The sequence below is a fragment of the Streptomyces sp. NPDC018029 genome (genome assembly GCF_044327655.1).
GTDB lineage: Bacteria > Actinomycetota > Actinomycetes > Streptomycetales > Streptomycetaceae > Streptomyces.
The window spans coordinates 24,154-43,220 of sequence record NZ_JBIRFV010000018.1 but is presented as its reverse complement, the minus strand read 5'-3'; the positions used below and the strand labels follow the sequence as shown (position 1 = coordinate 43,220).

Annotated in this window: 19 protein-coding genes; 7 read left to right on the top strand and 12 right to left on the bottom strand. The window is 72.3% G+C overall.

What is annotated here, in order from left to right; all coding sequences use genetic code 11:
* Window positions 1–52: 52 nt before the first annotated feature.
* The 3 genes from ACH4D5_RS37450 to ACH4D5_RS37440 all read right to left on the bottom strand — a co-directional run bounded on the left by ACH4D5_RS37450 (window position 53) and on the right by ACH4D5_RS37440 (window position 3,087).
* On the bottom strand, window positions 53–850 hold the full coding sequence (locus tag ACH4D5_RS37450; protein WP_398312237.1) for a carbon-nitrogen hydrolase family protein: 798 nt from the start codon (window positions 848–850) through the stop codon (window positions 53–55).
* Window positions 851–1,151: 301 nt separating this feature from the next.
* A complete protein-coding gene (locus tag ACH4D5_RS37445) occupies window positions 1,152–1,607 on the bottom strand; it encodes an Lrp/AsnC family transcriptional regulator (RefSeq protein WP_268770070.1) in 456 nt (151 codons plus the stop codon).
* A gap of 10 nt (window positions 1,608–1,617) precedes the next feature.
* Window positions 1,618–3,087: an amino acid permease gene (locus ACH4D5_RS37440; protein ID WP_398312234.1), complete on the bottom strand. Its 1,470-nt coding sequence runs from the start codon at window positions 3,085–3,087 to the stop codon at window positions 1,618–1,620.
* Window positions 3,088–3,397: 310 nt separating this feature from the next.
* Between ACH4D5_RS37440 and ACH4D5_RS37435 the strand changes: the two genes are divergently transcribed.
* From ACH4D5_RS37435 to ACH4D5_RS37425, 3 genes are read left to right on the top strand one after another with little or no spacing between them, the layout of a single operon-like run.
* Window positions 3,398–4,513, top strand: a complete 1,116-nt coding sequence (locus tag ACH4D5_RS37435) for an LLM class flavin-dependent oxidoreductase (RefSeq protein ID WP_398312231.1) — start codon at window positions 3,398–3,400, stop codon at window positions 4,511–4,513.
* Window positions 4,510–5,319 carry an SDR family NAD(P)-dependent oxidoreductase gene (locus ACH4D5_RS37430; RefSeq protein WP_398312228.1) on the top strand — a complete coding sequence of 270 codons (810 nt, stop codon included), beginning with the start codon at window positions 4,510–4,512 and terminating at the stop codon, window positions 5,317–5,319. Before ACH4D5_RS37435 ends, ACH4D5_RS37430 begins: the two co-directional genes overlap by 4 nt.
* Window positions 5,320–5,327: 8 nt before the next feature.
* Window positions 5,328–6,293: a GDSL-type esterase/lipase family protein gene (locus ACH4D5_RS37425; protein ID WP_398312226.1), complete on the top strand. Its 966-nt coding sequence runs from the start codon at window positions 5,328–5,330 to the stop codon at window positions 6,291–6,293.
* On the opposite strand, the gene ACH4D5_RS37420 is transcribed toward ACH4D5_RS37425, so the two are convergent.
* Window positions 6,269–6,697, bottom strand: a complete 429-nt coding sequence (locus ACH4D5_RS37420; RefSeq protein WP_398312223.1) for a winged helix-turn-helix transcriptional regulator — start codon at window positions 6,695–6,697, stop codon at window positions 6,269–6,271. The two genes, ACH4D5_RS37425 and ACH4D5_RS37420, sit on opposite strands and share 25 nt — an antisense overlap.
* A gap of 129 nt (window positions 6,698–6,826) precedes the next feature.
* Between ACH4D5_RS37420 and ACH4D5_RS37415 the strand changes: the two genes are divergently transcribed.
* A complete protein-coding gene (locus ACH4D5_RS37415; protein ID WP_398312220.1) occupies window positions 6,827–7,639 on the top strand; it encodes an NAD(P)H-binding protein in 813 nt (270 codons plus the stop codon).
* 87 nt (window positions 7,640–7,726) lie between these two features.
* Here ACH4D5_RS37415 and ACH4D5_RS37410 read toward each other — a convergent pair whose 3' ends face one another.
* From ACH4D5_RS37410 to rpe, 5 genes are all read right to left on the bottom strand, one after another.
* Window positions 7,727–9,169 (bottom strand): GuaB1 family IMP dehydrogenase-related protein, encoded by a 1,443-nt coding sequence (locus ACH4D5_RS37410; RefSeq protein WP_398312217.1) that lies wholly within the window; start codon window positions 9,167–9,169, stop codon window positions 7,727–7,729.
* Between the two features lie 174 nt (window positions 9,170–9,343).
* Window positions 9,344–9,778: a barstar family protein gene (locus tag ACH4D5_RS37405; RefSeq protein ID WP_398312214.1), complete on the bottom strand. Its 435-nt coding sequence runs from the start codon at window positions 9,776–9,778 to the stop codon at window positions 9,344–9,346.
* The gene (locus ACH4D5_RS37400) at window positions 9,778–10,170 is read right to left on the bottom strand and encodes a ribonuclease domain-containing protein (protein ID WP_398312211.1); all 393 of its coding nucleotides are present in this window, start codon (window positions 10,168–10,170) and stop codon (window positions 9,778–9,780) included. Before ACH4D5_RS37400 ends, ACH4D5_RS37405 begins: the two co-directional genes overlap by 1 nt.
* A 75-nt stretch (window positions 10,171–10,245) precedes the next feature.
* Window positions 10,246–11,298 (bottom strand): sugar-binding transcriptional regulator, encoded by a 1,053-nt coding sequence (locus ACH4D5_RS37395; RefSeq protein ID WP_150165561.1) that lies wholly within the window; start codon window positions 11,296–11,298, stop codon window positions 10,246–10,248.
* Window positions 11,299–11,376: 78 nt separating this feature from the next.
* Window positions 11,377–12,063 (bottom strand): ribulose-phosphate 3-epimerase, encoded by a 687-nt coding sequence (gene rpe / locus ACH4D5_RS37390; RefSeq protein ID WP_398312208.1) that lies wholly within the window; start codon window positions 12,061–12,063, stop codon window positions 11,377–11,379.
* 134 nt (window positions 12,064–12,197) lie between these two features.
* On the opposite strand from rpe, the gene ACH4D5_RS37385 reads away from it, so the two are divergent.
* The gene (locus ACH4D5_RS37385; RefSeq protein WP_398312205.1) at window positions 12,198–14,306 is read left to right on the top strand and encodes an MMPL family transporter; all 2,109 of its coding nucleotides are present in this window, start codon (window positions 12,198–12,200) and stop codon (window positions 14,304–14,306) included.
* Window position 14,307: 1 nt separating this feature from the next.
* Here ACH4D5_RS37385 and ACH4D5_RS37380 read toward each other — a convergent pair whose 3' ends face one another.
* A complete protein-coding gene (locus ACH4D5_RS37380) occupies window positions 14,308–14,481 on the bottom strand; it encodes a hypothetical protein (protein WP_398312202.1) in 174 nt (57 codons plus the stop codon).
* 207 nt (window positions 14,482–14,688) lie between these two features.
* Here ACH4D5_RS37380 and ACH4D5_RS37375 point away from each other — a divergent pair, with 207 nt between their 5' ends.
* Window positions 14,689–15,615, top strand: a complete 927-nt coding sequence (locus ACH4D5_RS37375) for a hypothetical protein (protein WP_398312199.1) — start codon at window positions 14,689–14,691, stop codon at window positions 15,613–15,615.
* A gap of 39 nt (window positions 15,616–15,654) precedes the next feature.
* On the opposite strand, the gene ACH4D5_RS37370 is transcribed toward ACH4D5_RS37375, so the two are convergent.
* Together ACH4D5_RS37370 and fmt are read right to left on the bottom strand one after the other, a co-directional pair.
* Window positions 15,655–17,127, bottom strand: a complete 1,473-nt coding sequence (locus ACH4D5_RS37370) for an RsmB/NOP family class I SAM-dependent RNA methyltransferase (protein WP_398312196.1) — start codon at window positions 17,125–17,127, stop codon at window positions 15,655–15,657.
* Between the two features lie 34 nt (window positions 17,128–17,161).
* Window positions 17,162–18,106, bottom strand: a complete 945-nt coding sequence (gene fmt / locus ACH4D5_RS37365; protein WP_398312193.1) for a methionyl-tRNA formyltransferase — start codon at window positions 18,104–18,106, stop codon at window positions 17,162–17,164.
* Between the two features lie 270 nt (window positions 18,107–18,376).
* Here fmt and ACH4D5_RS37360 point away from each other — a divergent pair, with 270 nt between their 5' ends.
* Window positions 18,377–18,955, top strand: coding sequence for a hypothetical protein (locus ACH4D5_RS37360; protein WP_398312190.1), 579 nt, complete (start codon window positions 18,377–18,379; stop codon window positions 18,953–18,955).
* Window positions 18,956–19,067: the final 112 nt, after the last annotated feature.

The following is a 19,067-nucleotide window of genomic DNA, read 5'->3' as shown; positions in this document are numbered from 1 at the left end:
AACTGAAAGACAGGTGAGGGGGGTGCGGGCCGGGACTGGGGCTCGGGCGCGGTCAGACGAGGGACGCGTACAGGCCGGGCCGCCGGTCGCGCAGGTAGGGATTGGTCGCGCGGGAGGCGCTCAGGAACTCCGGGTCGACGTCACCGAAGACGAGTTCCTCGCCGTGGCCCGCACGCGCGCGTGCCACGCCGTCCGGCCCCGCCAGCGTGGAGAGCCCGACGAACTCGAACTCTCCCTCGGGCCCGACCCGGTTGACGTACGCGACGTACATCTGGTTCTCGAAGGCGCGCACCGGCACGACGGACTCGGCGACGAACTGGAAGGGGTGCATCTGCGCGGTGGGGACGACGAGGAGGTCGGTGCCGGCCAGCGCGTGCGCGCGGACGTTCTCCGGGAACTCCACGTCGTAGCAGATCATCAGGCCGATCCGTACGCCGCCCAACTCGGCCTGCACGACGGTCTGTTCACCGGGGGTGAAGGCGTCGCGCTCGAAGCCGCCGAAGAGGTGGGTCTTGCGGTAGTTCGCGAGGCGGGCCCCGTCCGGGCCGACCAGCTGGACGGAGTTGTAGACGACATCGCCGTCGCGCTCCGGATACCCGTAGGCGACGCCGACCTCGTGGCGCGCCGCGATCCCGGCGACGGCCTTCGCGGACTCCCCGTCGACGGGTTCGGCCAGCCGGGCGATGTCGTCACCGATCGCGTACCCGGTGAGGAAGAGCTCGGGCGCGATGAGCAGCCCGGCACCCGCCGCGGCGGCGCGGCCCGCCGCCTCGTCCAGGGCCGCGAGGTTCTCGGCGACGGATCCTAGCTGCCCGGAGCTCTGGAGCAGGGCGGTGCGCAGCGCAGGCATGGCGGAACCTCAAAGGGTACGAAGGGGAAGGCGGGATCGATAAGACGGTACGGTCGTCAACCACCCCCGGACAAGCTCAGACCGTTGCGCCCAGCCGCACGATCCGTTGCGCATACACGCCCCGAACCAGCGATTCATTGCGCCCCCACACCCGCACCCAGCAAACCGACCGGGGACGGCCCCGGGGGCGCGGGGAACTGCGCGACCAGCCACGACGAACCCGCACCCAAGGAACCGGCCGGGGTCGCCCCAGGGGCGCGGGGAACTGCGCAAAACCCACACTCAACCCGCAGCCGAAGACTTACGCGGGGGACCCCGAAGAAAACCTCCGCATAAGCGGCGAAAGCACAAGCACAGACTTGGTCCGCTCCACGAACGGCTCCCCCGCAATCCGCTCGAGCACCCGCTCAAAGTGCCGCATGTCAGCAGCGAAGACCTGGACGATCGCGTCCGCGTCCCCGGTAACGGTGGACGCGGACGAAATCTCCGGATACCTCTCGAGCCCCCGCTGAATCGCCTCCGGCGACGTATTCCGGCGACAGTAGATCTCGATGAACCCCTCGGTCTCCCAGCCGAGCGCCGCCGGGTCCACCCGCACGGTGAACCCGGTGATGGCACCCGTGGCCCGCAGCCGGTCCACGCGCCGCTTCACGGCGGGCGCGGAGAGTCCGACCAGCTGGCCGATGTCGGCGTAGGAACGGCGGGCGTCCTCGGCGAGGGCGTGCACGATGCGTTCGTCGAGATCGTTCAGTCGCACGGGGGGTGGATCACTTCTCTGCTGTGGCCAATCGGGAGCGGCTCATGCCGTACAGGAAGTAGAACACGAGGCCGACGGCCATCCAGACACCGAAGACCGTCCAGGTGGTGGAGTCGAGGCTGAACATGTTGTACGCGCAGAAGCCGAAGCCGAGGACCGGGAAGAGCCAGCCGAGCGGCACCCGGAAGGTGCGCGGCATGTCCGGGCGGGTCCGGCGCAGCACGATCACGGCGATGTTGACCAGGCCGAAGGCGAAGAGCGTGCCGATGCTGGTGGCGTCGACGAGCTTGCCGAGCGGGATGACGGAGGCGAGGGCGCCGCAGAACAACGAGACGATGACCGTGTTGACGCGGGGCGTGCCGGTCTTCTTGCTGACCTTGCCGAAGGCCTTGGGGACCAGACCGTCGCGGGACATGGCGAAGAGCACGCGCGTCTGGCCGTACAGCACGGTGAGGACGACGGACGCGATGGAGATGACCGCGCCGGCGGCGAGCAGCGTGCCCCAGAAGCTCTGGCCGCTGACGTCGTTCATGATCGCGGCGAGCGTGGCCTCGGAGCCCTCGAAGTCCTTCCAGTTCCAGGCGCCGACGGCGACGGCGGCGACGAGGACGTAGAGCGCCGTGACGATGACCAGGGACAGCATGATCGCGCGGGGCAGGTCGCGCTGCGGGTTCTTGGCCTCCTCACCTGCGGTGGAGGCGGCGTCGAAGCCGATGTACGAGAAGAAGAGGCTCGCGGCGGCGGCGCTGACGCCGGCCGTGCCGAGCGGCATGAAGTCCGAGTAGTTGCCGGACTTGAAGCCCATGAAGCCGATGGTGCAGAAGAGCACGAGCGCGGCGATCTTCACGATGACCATGATCGTGTTGGCCGTCGCCGACTCCTTGGCCCCGCCGAGCAGGAAGACCATGGCGAGCAGCACGACGATCAGGCCGGGCAGGTTGATGATGGCGCCGTCGACCTCGCCGGGCGCCGCGGAGAGCGCGTCGGGGATGGTGACGCCGATCGTGCCGTCGAGGAGTTCGTTGAGGTACTCGCCCCAGCCGACCGCGACGGCGGCCACGGACACGCCGTACTCCAGGACCAGGCACCAGCCGCACACCCAGGCGATGAGTTCGCCCATCGTTGCGTACGCGTACGAGTAGGAGGAGCCGGCGACCGGGATGGAGCCCGCCAGTTCGGCGTACGAGAGGGCCGAGAAGAGGGCGGTGAGTCCGGCGATCACGAAGGAGATGGTGACGGCGGGCCCGGCCTTGGGCACGCTCTCGCCGAGGACGACGAAGATGCCGGTGCCGAGCGTGGCACCGATGCTGATCATGGTCAGCTGCCACATGCCGAGGGAGCGCCTGAGCGAGCCTCCCTCACCCTGGCCACCCTCCTCGACCAGGGCTTCGACCGGCTTGCGGCGCATGAGCCGGCTGCCGAGGCCGGGGGTGCCCTTGGGGCGTGGGCGGTTCTGCGGGGGTGCGCCTTGGTCGAGCACGCGCTGGCTCCTTCATCGCTGCCGGTCAGGGCGGCGAGGACCTCGGGGGAGTCGCGCCGGGCGACGGGAACCACCGAGCAGGCAGTCCCCGCCACACCACGTTCAGGGCCTGACTCTAGAGTCCATGGTTCCCGACCGTAATGCAGCAACCTTGCGTACCGGCGGATGATCATTGCGCACTTCCGTCATATACGTCTCATCGTTGCGCCGTCCGTTTCGTCCGTTGCGTTCCGCACCTCGCCGAGCGCTGTTGACACTTCGTCAGATCTGCCGCATCGTGCACGCCTCTCGCCCGAGACGGAGGCACGGCATGGACCTCGACGTCCTGTACGAGATCGACGTACCGAAACCCTGGGGCGCGCCCCACCCGCACGGTCAGCGCGCCGCCGAGCAGCGCGCCTACCGCGAGGCCGTCGAGCAGATCCGGCTCGCCGACCGGATGGGCTTCCGTACCGTGTGGGCGGTCGAGCACCACTTCCGCGAGGGCCGCTCGCACTGCCCCGCGCCGGAGGTCCTGCTCGGCCACCTCGCGGCGCTGACGGAGCGCATCCGCCTCGGCTTCGGCGTCACGCTCACCCCCTTCGGCTTCACGCCGCCGCAGCGGATCGCTGAGAAGGTCGCGGCGGTGGACGTGCTGTCCGACGGCCGTGTGGAGTGGGGCACGGGCCGCTCGACCCCCATGGAGCAGACGGCCTTCGGCGTCGACAGGGAGCGGTCGCGCTCCGACTGGCGCGAGGCGATCGAGATCGTCACGGGCATGTGGCGCGAGGAGTACTTCGCGTACGAGTCGGAGCGCTTCAGCTTCCCCCGGCGGATGGTCACCCCGAAGCCGGTCCAGGACCCGCACCCGCCGTGCTGGATGGCCGCCACGTCACCCGGCTCTGCGGAGGTCGCGGGCGCGGCGGGCCTCGGGCTGCTCTCCTTCTCGATCATGCAGCCGCTGGAGGCGATGGCGCGCCAGGTCGCGGCGTACCGCAGGGCGGCGCGCACCCCGTCCCCGATCACGGACGTCACCACGGACCGCGTCAGCGCGTACACCCTCGTGCACGCGGCGGACCGGCCGTCGAAGCGCGTCTGGGACTCGGTCGCGTGGTGGTACCGCAACCTCGCCCAGTTCACGCTCGACTGGGAGCTGCCGCACCTGAGCCCCGAGGAGCGCGAGCGGACCTTCCCGTTCCTCACGCCGATCATCGAGGGCAGCGTGCCCGTCGAGGAGTTCGACGCCGGGGACATGATCCTCATCGGCGACGCGGAGACCATCGTCCGCAAGGCCAAGCGCTACGCCGATCTCGGCATCGACCAGCTCATCTGTTACGTCCAGTGGGGCTATCTGGAGCACCGCGAGATCCTGCGGACGATCGAGATCCTCGGCAAGGAAGTCATCCCGGAGCTGGCGGCGTACGTGCCGAGGGGAACCCCCGCATGACGGAGCCCCTGGACACCTCCCCCGTCCCCGACTACGCCGCCCTGCACCGCCTGGACGGCCGCGCCTTCGTCCTGCTCGGCGCGGGGAACGGCATCGGCCGCCAGACGGCGCACGCGCTGACGGCGGCGGGCGCGCGGGTGCTGTGCGTCGACATCGACAAGGCGCGGGCGGAGGCGGTGGCCGCCGAGACGGGCGGGGTCCCGTACGTCGCCGACGTGACCCGGCGCGAGGAGGTGCGTGACCTCTTCGCGTCCGCGCGGCGGGAGTGGGGGTCGGTCGGCGGCCTCGTCGACATCGTCGGCATGGCCCGCTACGCGCCCCTGGCCGAGCTGGACGACGAGGCGTGGGACTGGCACTTCTCGATGGTCCTGCGGCACGCCTGGCTGGCCGTGCGGTACGGCGGCGAGGCCCTCGCCGACGGGGGCGGCGGCGCGATGGTCTTCGTCGCGTCGGTGTCGGGGCTGACGGCGGCGCCCCTGCACGCCGCGTACGGCGCGGCCAAGGCGGGCCTGGTCTCCCTGGTGCGCTCGGCGGCGGTGGAGTACGGCCCGCGCGGCGTGCGGGTGAACGCGGTGGCGCCCGGCGTCGTGTGGACCCCGCGCGTGGCCGCCCTGGTCGGCGACGAGGGACGCGAGCGCAACACCCGCAACGCGCCGCTCGGCCGCGTCGCCGAGACCTCCGACATCGCGTCGGCCCTGCTGTTCTTCGCCTCGCCGCTCTCGTCTTACGTCACCGGGCAGACGCTCGTCGTGGACGGCGGGGTCGGCGTGAAGTTCCCGTACCCGACGATCGGCGGCGCGCGGTGAGGGAGTTCGTGCGGGGCGCGCCCTGGTGGACCGGGGACGGCCGGGTGGTGCGCGCCGACCCGGCCGACCGGGAGCGGCTGCCCCGGGACACGTGGGACCGGGCGGGCCTGCCCGCCGGGGTGCGCCTGGAGTTCACGGCGCACGGAGTGAGCGCCGTCGAGGTCGCGTACACCGCGTCACCGCCCAAGGGAGCGGACGCCCACCGCGACGCGCCCGCGATGTTCACACTCCTCGCCGGCGAGGACGCCACCGACACACCGGCCTCCCCCGGCGAGCACCGGGCGCTGATCCAACTCCCCTCCCCCGACGCCGAGTTCACCCTGCACCTGCCGGAGACCCTGCGGCCCGCCCTGCACGGGGTGCGCCCGGTGGACGGCACCCTGACGCCCGCCGTCCGCCGGCCGCGCTGGCTCGTCCACGGCGACTCGGTCGCGGAGGGCTGGTCGGCCTCACGGCCCCATCTCGCCTGGCCGGCGCTCGCGGGGCGGGCCCTCGGCGTGGAGACGGTGAACCTCGGCTACGCGGGCGCGGCACGCGGGGAACTGGCGTCGGCCGAGCAACTCGCCTCACTGGACGCCGACTTGATCACCCTCGCCTTCGGCACCAACTGCTGGTCGCGGGTGCCGCATTCGGCGAGGCTGCTGTACGAGACGGTGCGGGCGTTCCTGGATCTGGTGCGCCGGGGCCACCCGAGCACCCCCCTCCTGGTCGTCTCCCCCGTGGTCCGCCCGGACGCCGAGGCGGTGCCGAACGTACTCGGCGCCACGCTCCGGGACCTGCGGACCGCCGTGGAGCGGGCAGCCCTGGACGCGCGGACCGAGCTGCTGCCGGGCGGTGAACTGCTGGACGCCGGGCACCTGGTGGACGGGGTGCATCCGGGCGACGCGGGCCACCGTGTCCTCGCGGAGGCGGTGGCGTCCGCGGTGCGGAAGGGTTACGGCACGGGCTGTCAGCCGCGGGCCGCTTCGTCGTAGGCCTCGCGGGCGGCGGCTATGGCGGGCCGGTGGTCGATGGACCAGTCGGCGAGCGCCTTGACGAGGTGGGTGAAGCTGTGGCCCATCGCGGTCAGTTCGTACTCGACCTGCGGCGGGATCGTCGGGTACACGGTCCGCTTGACCAGGCCGTCGCGCTCCAGGCGGCGCACGGTGAGGGTGAGCATGCGCTGCGATATGCCGCCGTGGATCCGGCGCTGCAGCTCCTTGAACCTCAGGACGCCCGAGGCCAGTTCGACCACCACGTACACGGACCACTTGTCGCCGAGCCGGTCGAGGACGTCTCGCACCCCGCACTCGTCCTGCGGGGTCTCACAGCTGATGACGGGCTCGGCGGGGGCCGAGCCGGCCTGCGGGGTGGTTACCGCCGTGTGCCCTGCTGACATGAAAGTGCCTCCTTATGCGCCTGCGTCACGCGGGTCACCATGGTCACAGGCCCGGTCACCGGGCCCGGCCCGCACTGCGGGCCCCGCCCGGATGGCGGGCACAACCACTCACCACGGGGGAACCTTCCCATGCTCATGATCACCGGCGCCACGGGCGCACTCGGCTCGCTCATCACCGCCCGCGTCGCGGACCGCGACGACGTCGTCATCGGCAGCCGCAACCCCGCGCCCGGCGGGCGCCGCGTCGACTTCGACGACCCTGCGTCGCTGGACTTCACCGGCGTCGACACCCTCCTCGTCATCTCCGCGGGCGCCGCCGAGGACGACGTGGTCGTCGCCCGCCACGAAGCCGTGATCTCCGCCGCCGAGAAGGCGGGCGTCGGCCACCTCGTCTACACCAGCCTCAGCGGCGACGGCGACCATCTGACGTACGCGCTCGCCCACCGCTGGACCGAGCGCAGACTGCGCGGCTCCTCGCTGCACTGGACGGTGCTCCGCAACGGCCTGTACGCGGAGTTCCTCGCCGCCGTCGCGGCGCCGGGGCCCGACGGGACCATCGCCGCGCCGCTGGGGGCGGGCCGCCTCGCCGCCGTGGTGCGCGAGGACCTGGCCGAGGTGGCGGTGCGGGTGGCGACGGACCCGGCCGCCCACCGGGGCCGCACCTACGAACTGGTCGGCGAGCACGCCCTGGGCGGCGCCGATCTTGCCGCCGCGGTCGGCGGATCGTACGAGCCGGGCACGCTCGCCGCGACCCGCGAGGCGCTGACCGCCGCCGGTCAGGCGCTGCCCTTCCAGGTGCCGATGCTGATGAGCACGTACTCGGCGATAGCGGGCGGCTTCCTGGACGGCACAGGGGTCGAGGACCGGGGCGCGCTCCGCACCCTGCTGGGCCGAGCGCCCCGCCCGGCCATCGAGGCGTACACGGCAGCGGTACGGGGCTGACCCGAGGCACCCCGCCAGGGACGCAGGGAACTGCGCGGCCGGCCGCGGTCGGCCCGCGGCCGGAGGGCGCAGCTCCCCGCGAAGCGCCTAGCTCCAGCTGGCGTGCAGCGGCTTGCCCTCCGCGTAGCCCGCGGCGCTCTGCACACCCACGGTGGCCCGCTCGGCGAACTCCTCCAAGGAGGCCGCGCCCGCGTACGTGCAGGAGGAGCGGACGCCCGCGATGATCGAGTCGATCAGGTCCTCGACGCCCGGACGGGTCGGGTCGAGGAACATGCGGGAGGTGGAGATGCCCTCCTCGAAGAGCGCCTTGCGGGCACGGTCGTACGCGGACTCCTCGGACGTGCGGTTGCGCACCGCACGGGCGGAGGCCATGCCGAAGGACTCCTTGTACGCGCGGCCCTGGGCGTCGTGCTGGAGGTCGCCCGGGGACTCGTACGTCCCCGCGAACCAGGAGCCGATCATGACGTTCGAGGCGCCGGCGGCGAGCGCCATGGCGACGTCGCGCGGGTGGCGGACACCGCCGTCGGCCCAGACGTGCTTGCCGAACTTCTTGGCCTCGGCGGCGCATTCGAGCACCGCGGAGAACTGCGGGCGGCCCACGCCGGTCATCATGCGCGTGGTGCACATGGCGCCGGGACCGACACCCACCTTGATGATGTCGGCGCCGGCCTCGATGAGGTCGCGCACGCCCTCGGCGGCGACGATGTTGCCCGCGACGATCGGCACCTGCGGGTCGAGCGCGCGCACGGCCCTGACCGCGGAGATCATCGACTCCTGGTGGCCGTGCGCGGTGTCCACCACGAGCGTGTCGACGCCCGCGTCGAGGAGCTGCTTGGCCTTGCCCGCCACGTCGCCGTTGATGCCGACGGCGGCGGCGATGCGCAGGCCGCCGTCGGCGTCGACGGCGGGGGTGTAGAGCGTCGCGCGGAGGGCGCCCGTGCGGGTGAGGATGCCCGCGAGGCGGCCGTCCTTGTCCACGGCCGGGGCGTACCGGCGGTTGGCGTGGTCCAGCTTGTTGAAGGCGTCGCGCGGGTCGATGTCGGCGTCCAGGAGCAGCAGGTCCCTGGACATGACCTCGGAGAGCTGCGTGAAGCGGTCGACGCCGCTCAGGTCGGTGTCCGTGACGACGCCGATGGGCTTCTGGTCGGCGTCGACGACGACGCCCGCGTTGTGCGCGCGCTTGGGCAGGAGGGCCAGCGCGTCCGCGACGGTCTGCGACGGGGCCAGGACGATCGGGGTGTCCAGGACGTGGTGGCGCGTCTTGACCCAGGAGATGACGTCGGTGACGACCTCCATCGGGATGTCCTGCGGGATGACGACGAGGCCGCCGCGGCGGGCGACGGTCTCGGCCATGCGCCGGCCGGCGATCGCGGTCATGTTGGCGACGACCAGCGGGATCGTGGTGCCGGTGCCGTCGGGGGAGGTGAGGTCCACGCCCTGGCGGGATCCGACGGCGGAGCGCCTCGGGACCATGAAGACGTCGTCGTACGTCAGGTCGTACGCAGGCTGGATGTCATTGAGGAAGCGCACGTGCTGCTCATCCCAGTCGATCAGAGGTGGCCCCCGGACAGTTAGGCCGAGGGAAAAGCACGTACTTCATTCTCCCATGCCGACCGGGTTGTGCCGCCTGGGACGATCACCCAGGGGGGCCGTACGGGCGGTGGTCGGATCATCCAAGACCCGCCCCGAAGCGGAACAGCCCGTTCAGGACTCGGCACGCTCCGTGGCGGCGGGGCCGGGGGCGGCACCGGGAGCCGGTCCGAGCGCGAGGACGATCTCCAGACCGGTCTCCGCGTCCCGCCAGTGCTCGACCGCCGCGGAGAACACCTCCTGCGCGATCCGCCACTCCCCCGGCGCTCCTCGCGCGTACTCCTGCCACCCGGAGACGACGAGCAGCCGCCCCCGCGCGGCGGGCGCCCACGACAGGTCGGTGAGGCAGTCGGCGAGGGCGTCCCAGTTGTGCCCGAACCAGTCGGGCAGGCCGAGACCGCGGGCGCAGCGCTCCATGAACGCGGCCTTGTCCGTCACCCCCGCCAGGGAAAGTGTCGCGGTGGTCCAGCCCGCGCCGCGCGCCGCGTCGAGGACGGGCGCGAGAGGGTTGGGGTGGGGTGAGCTGCTGCTGTCAGTACCGCCGGGCATTACCTCAGCACCGCCTTGAAGGACGCGTAGTGGTCGTCGGTGTAGTAGATCTCGCCCCCGCCGCCGGTGACGATCCGCCGGGCCCCGCGGTCGCGCTCGCCGGGCGTGCGGACGGTGTACTCGCGGTAGTAACCCCGCTTCTGGCGCGGCAGCTCCCGCTCGAAGTTCCCGAAGACGGCACCGTCCTTCTCGTACGGGAAGGGCCCCCCGTCATCGATGCGCCGCAGCGTCTTCCGCGCCTCGGCAGGCAACGCACTGACCGTGACGGTGTCCATGCCGCGCGCCCAGGCAGGGGCGTCCCGGTCATTACCCCCGGACGAACACCCGGCGACGAAGACCGCGAAGCAGACGAACAGAACCGCCATGACGCGAGGAACAAATCGGTGCACCATGCGTCAGACCCTGCCACGGCGCCCCTTTAGGGGCGCGGGGAACTGCGCGACCAGCCCCCACCCTCCCGCAGGAACTCAGCTACCGTCCGGGTCCGCCCGGTTCAACGCGGGCCGGGGCGCAGCCCCGGCGACGAGCAGCTGATCGGCCGCCGCCGTGTCCGTCACCAGACTGGTGACGAGCCCGGACCGCAGCACCGCGTCAATGGCGGCAGCCTTCCGCTGCCCGCCCGCGATGGCGACGACCTCAGGAATCCGTCGCAGCCGGTCCGCTTCGACGGTGATGCACCGCTCCCCGAGGTCCCGCCCGACCCGACGCCCCTCGGCGTCGAACAGGTGCGCGGACATCTCGGCGGCCACGCCCAGCGAGGCGTAGTGCGCGCGCTCCTCGTCGCTGAGCATGTCGTGGACGGTGGAGATGCCCGGCTCCCAGGAGCCGATGGAGACGCAGGCGACCGTGACCTTGTCGAAGTACTCGAAGGCGCGGGCGATGCCGGTCTGGTTGCGCAGCGCCGCCGCGGTCGCGGGGTCCGGCAGCAGCATCGGCGCGTAGATGGGGTGGGCCTCGCCGCCGGAGACCTGCGCGGCGCGGCGGACGGCCTCGACGGAGCCGCGCTCGGCGGTCCCTGCGTCGTACACCCCCGTCAGCTGCACGACCGTGCACGGCGGCAGCTGGTCGAGCGCGGCCGCCATGTGGATCGTGGAGCGGCCCCAGGCGAGGCCGAGGACGTCGCCCTCGTTGACCAGCTCACCGAGCAGATCCGCCGCGACCTCGCCGAGGTTCTCGGGGTCGGGCGAGTCCTCGATCTCGTCGGTCGGCGCCGGGGACTCCACGACGACCGCGTGCCGCAGTCCGTAGCGGGCGCGCAGCGCGTCCGAGCGCTCGGCGTCCAGTTCCGCTGGGACCCGGATCTCGATGCGCACGAGATCCCGCTCGAGGGCGGTCTCCAGGACCCGGGCCACCTTGAAGCGGCTGACGCCGAACTCCTCGGCGATCTGGATCTTGGACTTGCCCTCGAGGTAGAAGCGGCGGGCCATGGCCGCCGCCTGCACCAGCTCCGCGGGTCCCATCCGCATGGCTGACCGACCCGCCGACATGGCCGACACGGCGCTCTCCTCACTGCTGTTCACAAACTGGGTTCGCCGTTCATCCTTGCAGATCCGGCCTAGTCGATCAGCCCTGAGGGACTGCGTTCACGTTCCCTTGGCTCAGTGGTCGCACGCCCAGCCGCTTGACGCGGTCTTTGCCTGCGCTTGGGTGCGCAATGAACGTACCGCTTCCGCCGGATCCTTGGCGCCGTAGACCGCCGAGCCGGCGACGAAGACATCGGCGCCGGCCTCGGCGCAGCGCTCGATCGTCTCGGCCGAGACACCGCCGTCGACCTGGAGCCACATCTCGAGACCGTGCTTGGCGATGAGCTCACGGGTGCGGCGGATCTTGGGCAGCATGATGTCCAGGAACGCCTGGCCGCCGAAGCCTGGCTCGACCGTCATGATCAGCAGCATGTCGAGCTCGGGGAGGAGGTCCTCGAACGGCTCGATGGGCGTCGCAGGCTTCAGCGCCATGGAGGCACGGGCGCCCTTGGCGCGGATCTCGCGGGCGAGACGGACCGGCGCGGCGGCGGCCTCGGCGTGGAAGGTGACCGACCCGGCACCCGCCTCGACGTACTGCGGAGCCCAGCGATCGGGGTCCTCGATCATCAGATGGCAGTCCAGGGGCGTGTCCGTCGCACGGGCCAGCGACTCTACGATCGGCACACCGAGCGTCAGGTTCGGGACGAAGTGGTTGTCCATCACGTCGACATGAAGCCAGTCGGCGCCTTCGACAGCCTTTGCCTCCTCGGCAAGACGGGCGAAGTCCGCGGACAGGATGCTGGGGTTGATCTGCACGGCCATGCCCCAAGCCTGCCATGCCCGGCGCGCGTCGCCGACCGCAGTCCACCGCCTGGGCACAGCGGCTCCCGCACGCACCCCCCGAGTGTCATGCTGGACGGTCAAGCGGCACCGCACACGGCGAGCGGGGGGAAGCCATGGCGGACGAACGGCGGCGCGAGCGACGCGGGGTCGCGTGGCTGGTATGCGGGCGGCGCACCAAGTGGCTGGTGGTGCTGTTCTGGCTGGTGGTGCTGATCGTCGCCGCGCCACTCGCCCAGAAACTCACCGACGCCCAGGAGAACGACGCGGAGTCCTGGCTGCCCGGCTCCGCGGAATCGACCCAAGTCCTGGACGTCTCCGCCGACTTCAGGCCCGAGGTGATCCCCGTCATCGTCGTGTACGCCCGCGAAGGCGGCCTCACTGCGGCGGACCGCGCGCAGATCGCCGAGGACGTACGGCAGGCGAAGGCGCTGCGCGACCACGGGACCCGGGGCGCCGAGACCCGCGGCCCCGTCTTCGACAAGAAGTCGGGCGCCGAGGCGGCCCAGGTGTTCGTCCCCGTCACCATGGACGCCGAGGGCTGGGAGCGCATCGGTCCGGCCGTCGACGCCGTCCGGGAGCGGGTCAGCGACGGCGGCGACGGACTGGCCGTGCACGTCACCGGCCCTGGTGGCACGGCCGCGGACTCCGCCGAGGCCTTCGAGGGCATCGACTCGACGCTGCTGCTCGCGGCGGCGGGCATCGTCGTCGTGATCCTGCTGTTCACCTACCGCAGTCCGACGCTCCTCCTGGCGCCGCTGCTCGCCGTGATCACCGCCCTCTTCACGGCCCAGGCCTTCATCTATCTGCTCGCCGAGCACGCGGACCTCACGGTCAACGGCCAGAGCGCGGGCATCCTGACCGTGCTCGTGTTCGGCGCGGGGACCGACTACGCGCTGCTTCTCGTCGCTCGCTATCGCGAAGAACTGCGCCGCCACGAGGACCGTCACGAGGCGATGGCGCTCGCCCTGCACCGGGCCGGGCCCGCGGTCCTCGCGTCCGGCGCAACCGTCGTCCTGAGCATGCTGGTGCTGCTCGCCGCCGAGATGAACTCGACGAGCGGCCTCGGTCCGGTCGCCGCGATCGGCGTCGCCGTGGGGCTCCTCGCGATGCTGTCGCTCTTCCCGGCCCTCCTGGTGATCTTCGGCCGGTGGTTCTTCTGGCCGCTCGTCCCGCACGTCGGCTCCCCCGAGCCGACCGAGCGCGGCGTGTGGGCCCGCACGGGCCGGCGCATCGACCGCCGCCCGCGGCTGATCTGGGGCGTCACGGCGGCGGCCCTCGCCCTGCTCTCGCTCGGGCTGCTGCAACTGCGGGCCGAGGGGCTCAGCAACGCCGACGCGTTCACCGACAAGCCGGACTCGATCACCGGCCAGGAGGTGCAGGCGAGGTACTTCCCCGCGGGCTCCGGCGACCCGCTGGTCATCGTGGCGGACGCGGCGCGCGGCGACGAGGTCGCCGAGGCCGTCCGGAAGACCCGGGGCATCGTGCCCGACAGCGTCGCCCGCCCGCCGGGGACGAAGTCCGAGCACGACGGCAAGGTGCTGTTCGAGGCGACGGCGACCGACCCGCCCGACAGCGCGGCCGCCAAGGAGACCGTGGAGCGGGTTCGCGACGCCGTCCACGCCGTCCCGGACGCGGACGCGCGGGTGGGCGGCGGCACGGCGGCCCTGCTCGACATGGACCGCGCCACGGCCCACGACAACAAACTGATCATCCCGCTGGTCCTGGTCGTGGTCCTGCTGATCCTCGCCGTGCTGCTGCGCGCGGTGGTGGCCCCGCTCCTCCTGATCGCCACCGTGGTCCTGTCCTTCGCCACCGCGCTCGGCCTGAGCGCGCTCGCCTTCCGCCACCTCTTCGACTACGCGGGCGAGCCGACCGACTTCCCGCTCTTCGTCTTCGTGTTCCTGGTCGCGCTCGGCATCGACTACAACATCTTCCTGTCGACCCGCATCCGCGAGGAGGCGGGCCACCAGGGCACCCGCGCCGGCGTCCTGACGGGCCTCGCCGCGACCGGCGCGGTGATCACCTCGGCGGGCCTGGTCCTCGCGGGCACGTTCGCCGCACTCGGCACGCTCCCGATGGTGGCCTTCGCCGAAATCGGCTTCGCGGTGGCACTCGGCGTCCTGCTCGACACCTTCGTCGTACGGTCGATCCTGGTCACGTCACTGTTCCTGGACCTGGGGCCGAAGGTGTGGTGGCCCCACCCCTTGGCGAGGCGTCCGTGAGTCACCGGATGAGGGCGTGCAGCACAGGGATGCTGCTGCCCGCACTGGCGAGGCCGGCGATGACGGCGGCGGCGACATGGACACCGGTGAGCACGGTGAGTCCGCCGATGACGAGACCGATGACGAGCGCGGCGAGCAGGACGACAGCGCTGTGCAGGGAGAGGAAGGGTGTCATGGCTCGATTGTGGAAGCGCCTTCCACGAGGGTGCGTCTGGAGCGAACGAATCCGCAGAGACCCGATCACCGGCGTACAACACCGTTGAGTCGCCCCCGCGTTCACCGTTGTTCGGGAACGTTCGGCCAAGTTCGGCGTCGTTCCTTCCAGTTCGGTGATGTTCCGTGCATCGGACCGGCCCGGCCGGCCCTCTGCCAGGCTGGGCCGATGGACCAGAAGGGGTACTGGACGTGGCACCCGGGCGATCCGACGGACCCGTCGGCGGAAGCCGCGGCCGTGGAGCGGTACTTGGCCCACGCACGCGGCGGCGCCGCGCGGATCATCGCCGAGGCCAAGGACGAGGCGGGCAGAATGCGCAGCGCCGCCGCCGAGCAGGTCAAGCATCTGCTGCGGGAGGCCAAGAACATCAAGGCCGAGGCAGTCCTCGAGGCCGAGCGCACAGTCGAGGAGGGAAGGCGCGAGCTCGGCATCCTGATGCGTCGCCGTGAGGACATCAACGCCGAGATCTCCCGCGTCCAGGACGTGCTCGAGGCGTTGGAGTCGTTCGAGGCCCCGCCGACTAGCAGGAACGGCAACTCAGGTGCGCATGCGTCCAAGGCAGAAGCGCCCGGGGCGAGCGGACCGGCGCCGAGCCGCGTGTACGTGCCCCGGCCGGGCGGCACACCGCACGAGACCCCGCACTCCGTGAGCGTCCCGCCGGCCGCGGCAGCAGAAGCCACCCGCCCGGCCGGCGAGCCGCCCACCGAGGACGTCCGCGCCGACCATGCCCTCCACGCCTACGAGGAGAATCTGCGACGCCTCGCGGACAGCCTGAAACGACTGAAGGCCGAGCGCGGCGACCCCTCGATGCGCACGGTCGAAGCCCGGGCCAAACAACTGTTCGGGGGGAAGGCGGTGCTGTCGGCCGCGACGCAGAGCGCCGCCTTCAACGCCCGGTACGTGGGTCGGGACAAGGTGATGTGGCTCGTACGCACCCTGCTCTCCTGGGACGAGTACGGCGAGGAGTGCGCCCCTCCCGACCACCGGTCGGACGAGCTGATCGCATGGCGCGCGCAACTGGTGGCCATCTCCAGGCTGCGGCCACCGCGCCGACGCCCGCCCTCGGAGACACCCACACACGACACCGCCGAGTGATCCGTCGCGGTCGTCACACTCGGCGGCACAGGAACAGAATCAGGCGGTCCGTCGGATCAGCGCCAGATACATGGCGTCCGTCCCGTGCAGATGCGGCCACAACTGCACGTCGGGCCCGTCCCCCAGCGCCGGCACACCCGGCAACAGCGGGCGCGCGTCGATGAGTTCGGCGCCGCCGGTCTGCTTGAGCACGTCGTCCACGACGGCCCGCGTCTCGGCGAGGTGCGGCGAACACGTGGCGTATCCGACGACACCGCCGACGCGGACGGACTCCAACGCCCTGCGCAGCAGGCCGCGTTGGAGCGGGGCGAAGCCCTCCAGGTCCTGCGGGCGGCGGCGCCAGCGGGCCTCGGGGCGGCGGCGCAGCGCGCCGAGCCCCGTGCACGGCACGTCCATCAGGACGCGGTCGAAGGTGCCGGGCCGCCACGGCGGACGGGTCCCGTCGGCCGCGATGACCTGGTAGGGACCGGGGTTGCCGGCGAGCGCCTGCGCGACGAGACCGGCCCGGTGCGGCTGCTTCTCGGAGGCGAGCAGCGCGGCACCGCGCCCGGCGGCGAGCCCGGCAAGCATGGCCGCCTTGCCGCCGGGGCCCGCGCAGCCGTCGAGCCACTTCTCGTCGGGGCCGTCGAGCGGCGCGTTCGCCAGCGCGAGCGCGACCAGCTGGCTGCCCTCGTCCTGCACGCCCGCGCGCCCCTCGCGCACCGCCTCCAGCGACCCCGGCTCGCCGCCTTCGCTGAGCCGCACGGCATACGGCGACCAGCGCCCCGGCAGCGCGGAGTCCTCACCGACGGAGTCGAGGAGGTCGTCCGCGGTGGTACGCCCCGGCCGCGCCACGAGCGTCACCTCGGGCCGTTCGTTGTCCGCCTCCAGCAGGTCCTCGATGCCGGCGCGGCCGCCGCCGAGCGCGTCCCACAGCGCCGAGACGACCCAGCGGGGATGCGAGTGGACGACGGCGAGATGCTCCTCGGCGTCCTCGTCGTAGGGCGGCGCGACCTTCTCCACCCAGGCGTCGAGGTCGTGCTGCGCGACCTTGCGCAGCACGGCGTTGACGAACTTGGCCCGCCCGTCGCCGAGCACGACGCGCGCCAGCTCCACGGAGGCGGAGACGGCGGCGTGCGTCGGGATGCGCGTGCCGAGCAGCTGGTGCACGCCGAGGTTGAGCACGTCGAGGACCGGCGGGTCGACCTCGCGCAGCGGCCGGTCGATGCAGGCCGCCACGATCGCGTCGTACGTCCCCTGCCTGCGCAGCGTGCCGTAGACCAGCTCGGTGGCGAGCGCCGCGTCCCGCGCGTCGAAGTTCTCGTCCTTCTCCCTGGCCTTGCGCAGCAGGGGCGGCAGGACGAGGTTCGCGTAGGCGTCGCGCTCGTCCACGGCCCGCAGCGCCTCGAAGGCGAGGATGCGGACCGGGTCCTTCTGCGGGCGGCGGTAGGGCTTCCCCGTCTTTCCCGGCTTGCCGGACTTGCCCGGCTTGCCGGCCGCGTTACGGGGTCGCCGGTTCGGCTGGTCGTTCACAAGGTGCTCCGCTGCTGGTGTGGGTCGAACCCACCTAGCCTACGTCGCCCGCGCCCACCCGCTCGCCGGAGGCGATCCGCACCCCGCGCGCCCAGTCCGCGCCGCGCATCGGCCTCTTGCCCTGCGGCTGGACCCAGAGCAGCTCGACGGCGTGCGATCCGGAGCCCACGTACACGTTGTTCTTGGCGGCCGAGAGCTCACCGGGCGCTAGATCCGTGCGGTCCGGGACCAGCGCGGCCTGAATGATCTTCAGCCGCTCGCCGCGGAACAGGGTCCACGCGCCGGGCGCGGGGGTGCAGCCCCGGACGACCCGGTCCACCCGCAGCGCGGGCGCCGCCCAGTCCACCTGCGCGTCCTCGACCGTCAGCTTGGGGGCGAGGGTGACGCCGTCGGCGGGCTGCGGCACCGCCTTCAGGCTGCCGTCCTCGATGCCGTCCATGGTCGCCACGAGCAGTCCCGAGCCCGCGAAGGCGAGCCGGGTGAGCAGGTCGCCGCTGGTGTCGGTGGGCCGCACCTCCTCGGTGACCGTCCCGTACACCGGGCCGGAGTCGAGGCCCTGCTCGATCAGGAAGGTGGAGGCGCCGGTGATCTCGTCGCCCGCCAGCACCGCGTGCTGCACCGGCGCGGCACCGCGCCAGGCGGGCAGCAGCGAGAAGTGCAGATTGACCCAGCCGTGGGCCGGGACGTCCAGGGCGACCTTGGGCAGCAGCGCGCCATAGGCGACGACGGGGCAGCAGTCGGGGCCGATCTCCCGCAGCCGCGCCAGGAAGTCCTCGTCGCGCGGCTTCGCGGGCTTGAGCACCTCGATGCCGGCCTCCGCCGCGCGCTCCGCGACCGGGCTCGCCACCAGCCTGCGGCCCCGCCCCGCGGGCGCGTCCGGGCGGGTCACGACGGCGGCCACCTCGTGCCGGTCGGAGGCGATCAGGGCGTCCAGGGCGGGGACGGCGACCTCGGGAGTGCCTGCGAAGACGAGCTTCACTGGTGGGTACCTCGGATCTCTGGTCAAGGGTGGGGCGACGGCAGCGCACCAGTCTATGGGCCGCTCCGGGAACCCGCCCCGGGCGGTCTTCCGGAGGACCGCGGTTGACGCCCTTGGGGGCGTACGAAGCGACGCGCGCCCCGTGCATATGCGCATACGCCCCTGCACCGTGACCCCTCACGAGCTAGCGCGTTGGTCAAGAAAGAGTTGACCAAAACGGGCCACTGATACGGCCCGATCCTTTTCAACGCCGGTTCGAGAGGCTTGTTCATGGCCGACCACGCAACCCACGACGCCCAGGCACGGGCCAGCCTGCACCTTCTGGTGCGGGACATCGAGCGGGTCCGCCGGCAGGTGGATGCACTGCGCACCCTGACCGCCCAGCTCGGCAACGTCTACCGCCCGCGCCGCTCCAGCCCCTCCGCGGGCTTCGTCGTGTACGGGCGGGCCCCCGCCCCGACCGTCCGCCTCGCCCAGGAATTGCGGGACAGTGTCGAGACGCTGGTCACCGCGGCGGTGGACTTCGACCGTTCGCTCGGCTTCTCGTGGGACGCGGTGGGCTCGGCCCTCGGCGTCACCAAGCAGGCGGTCCACCGCCGGTACGGCGCGCGCCGGGCCACCACGCAGGCGGCGGCCGAGGCGGAGCGCGCCGCGGAGGCCCCGGCGCAGGCCGTGACGTCCACGGTGACGTCGACATCCACCGTCACGGCCACGCGCCCGCTCCCCGTCGGCGTCCCGCTGCCGTCCGTCCCCGCCGCCCGCGCGATGCCGACCCAGCCCACCGCGGGCAGCCCCACACTCCGCGACGAGCCCAGGCCGACCGCCTTCCCCGGCCCGCGCAACGGCTGACACACGACGGGTGACACGCAACGGCTGACACGCAACAGCCGAGGCGCGACGGCTGACGCACACTGGCCGCCCCTCCCCCGACCGCTGCCCCCTCGTTCCTCCGCCAAGGGCG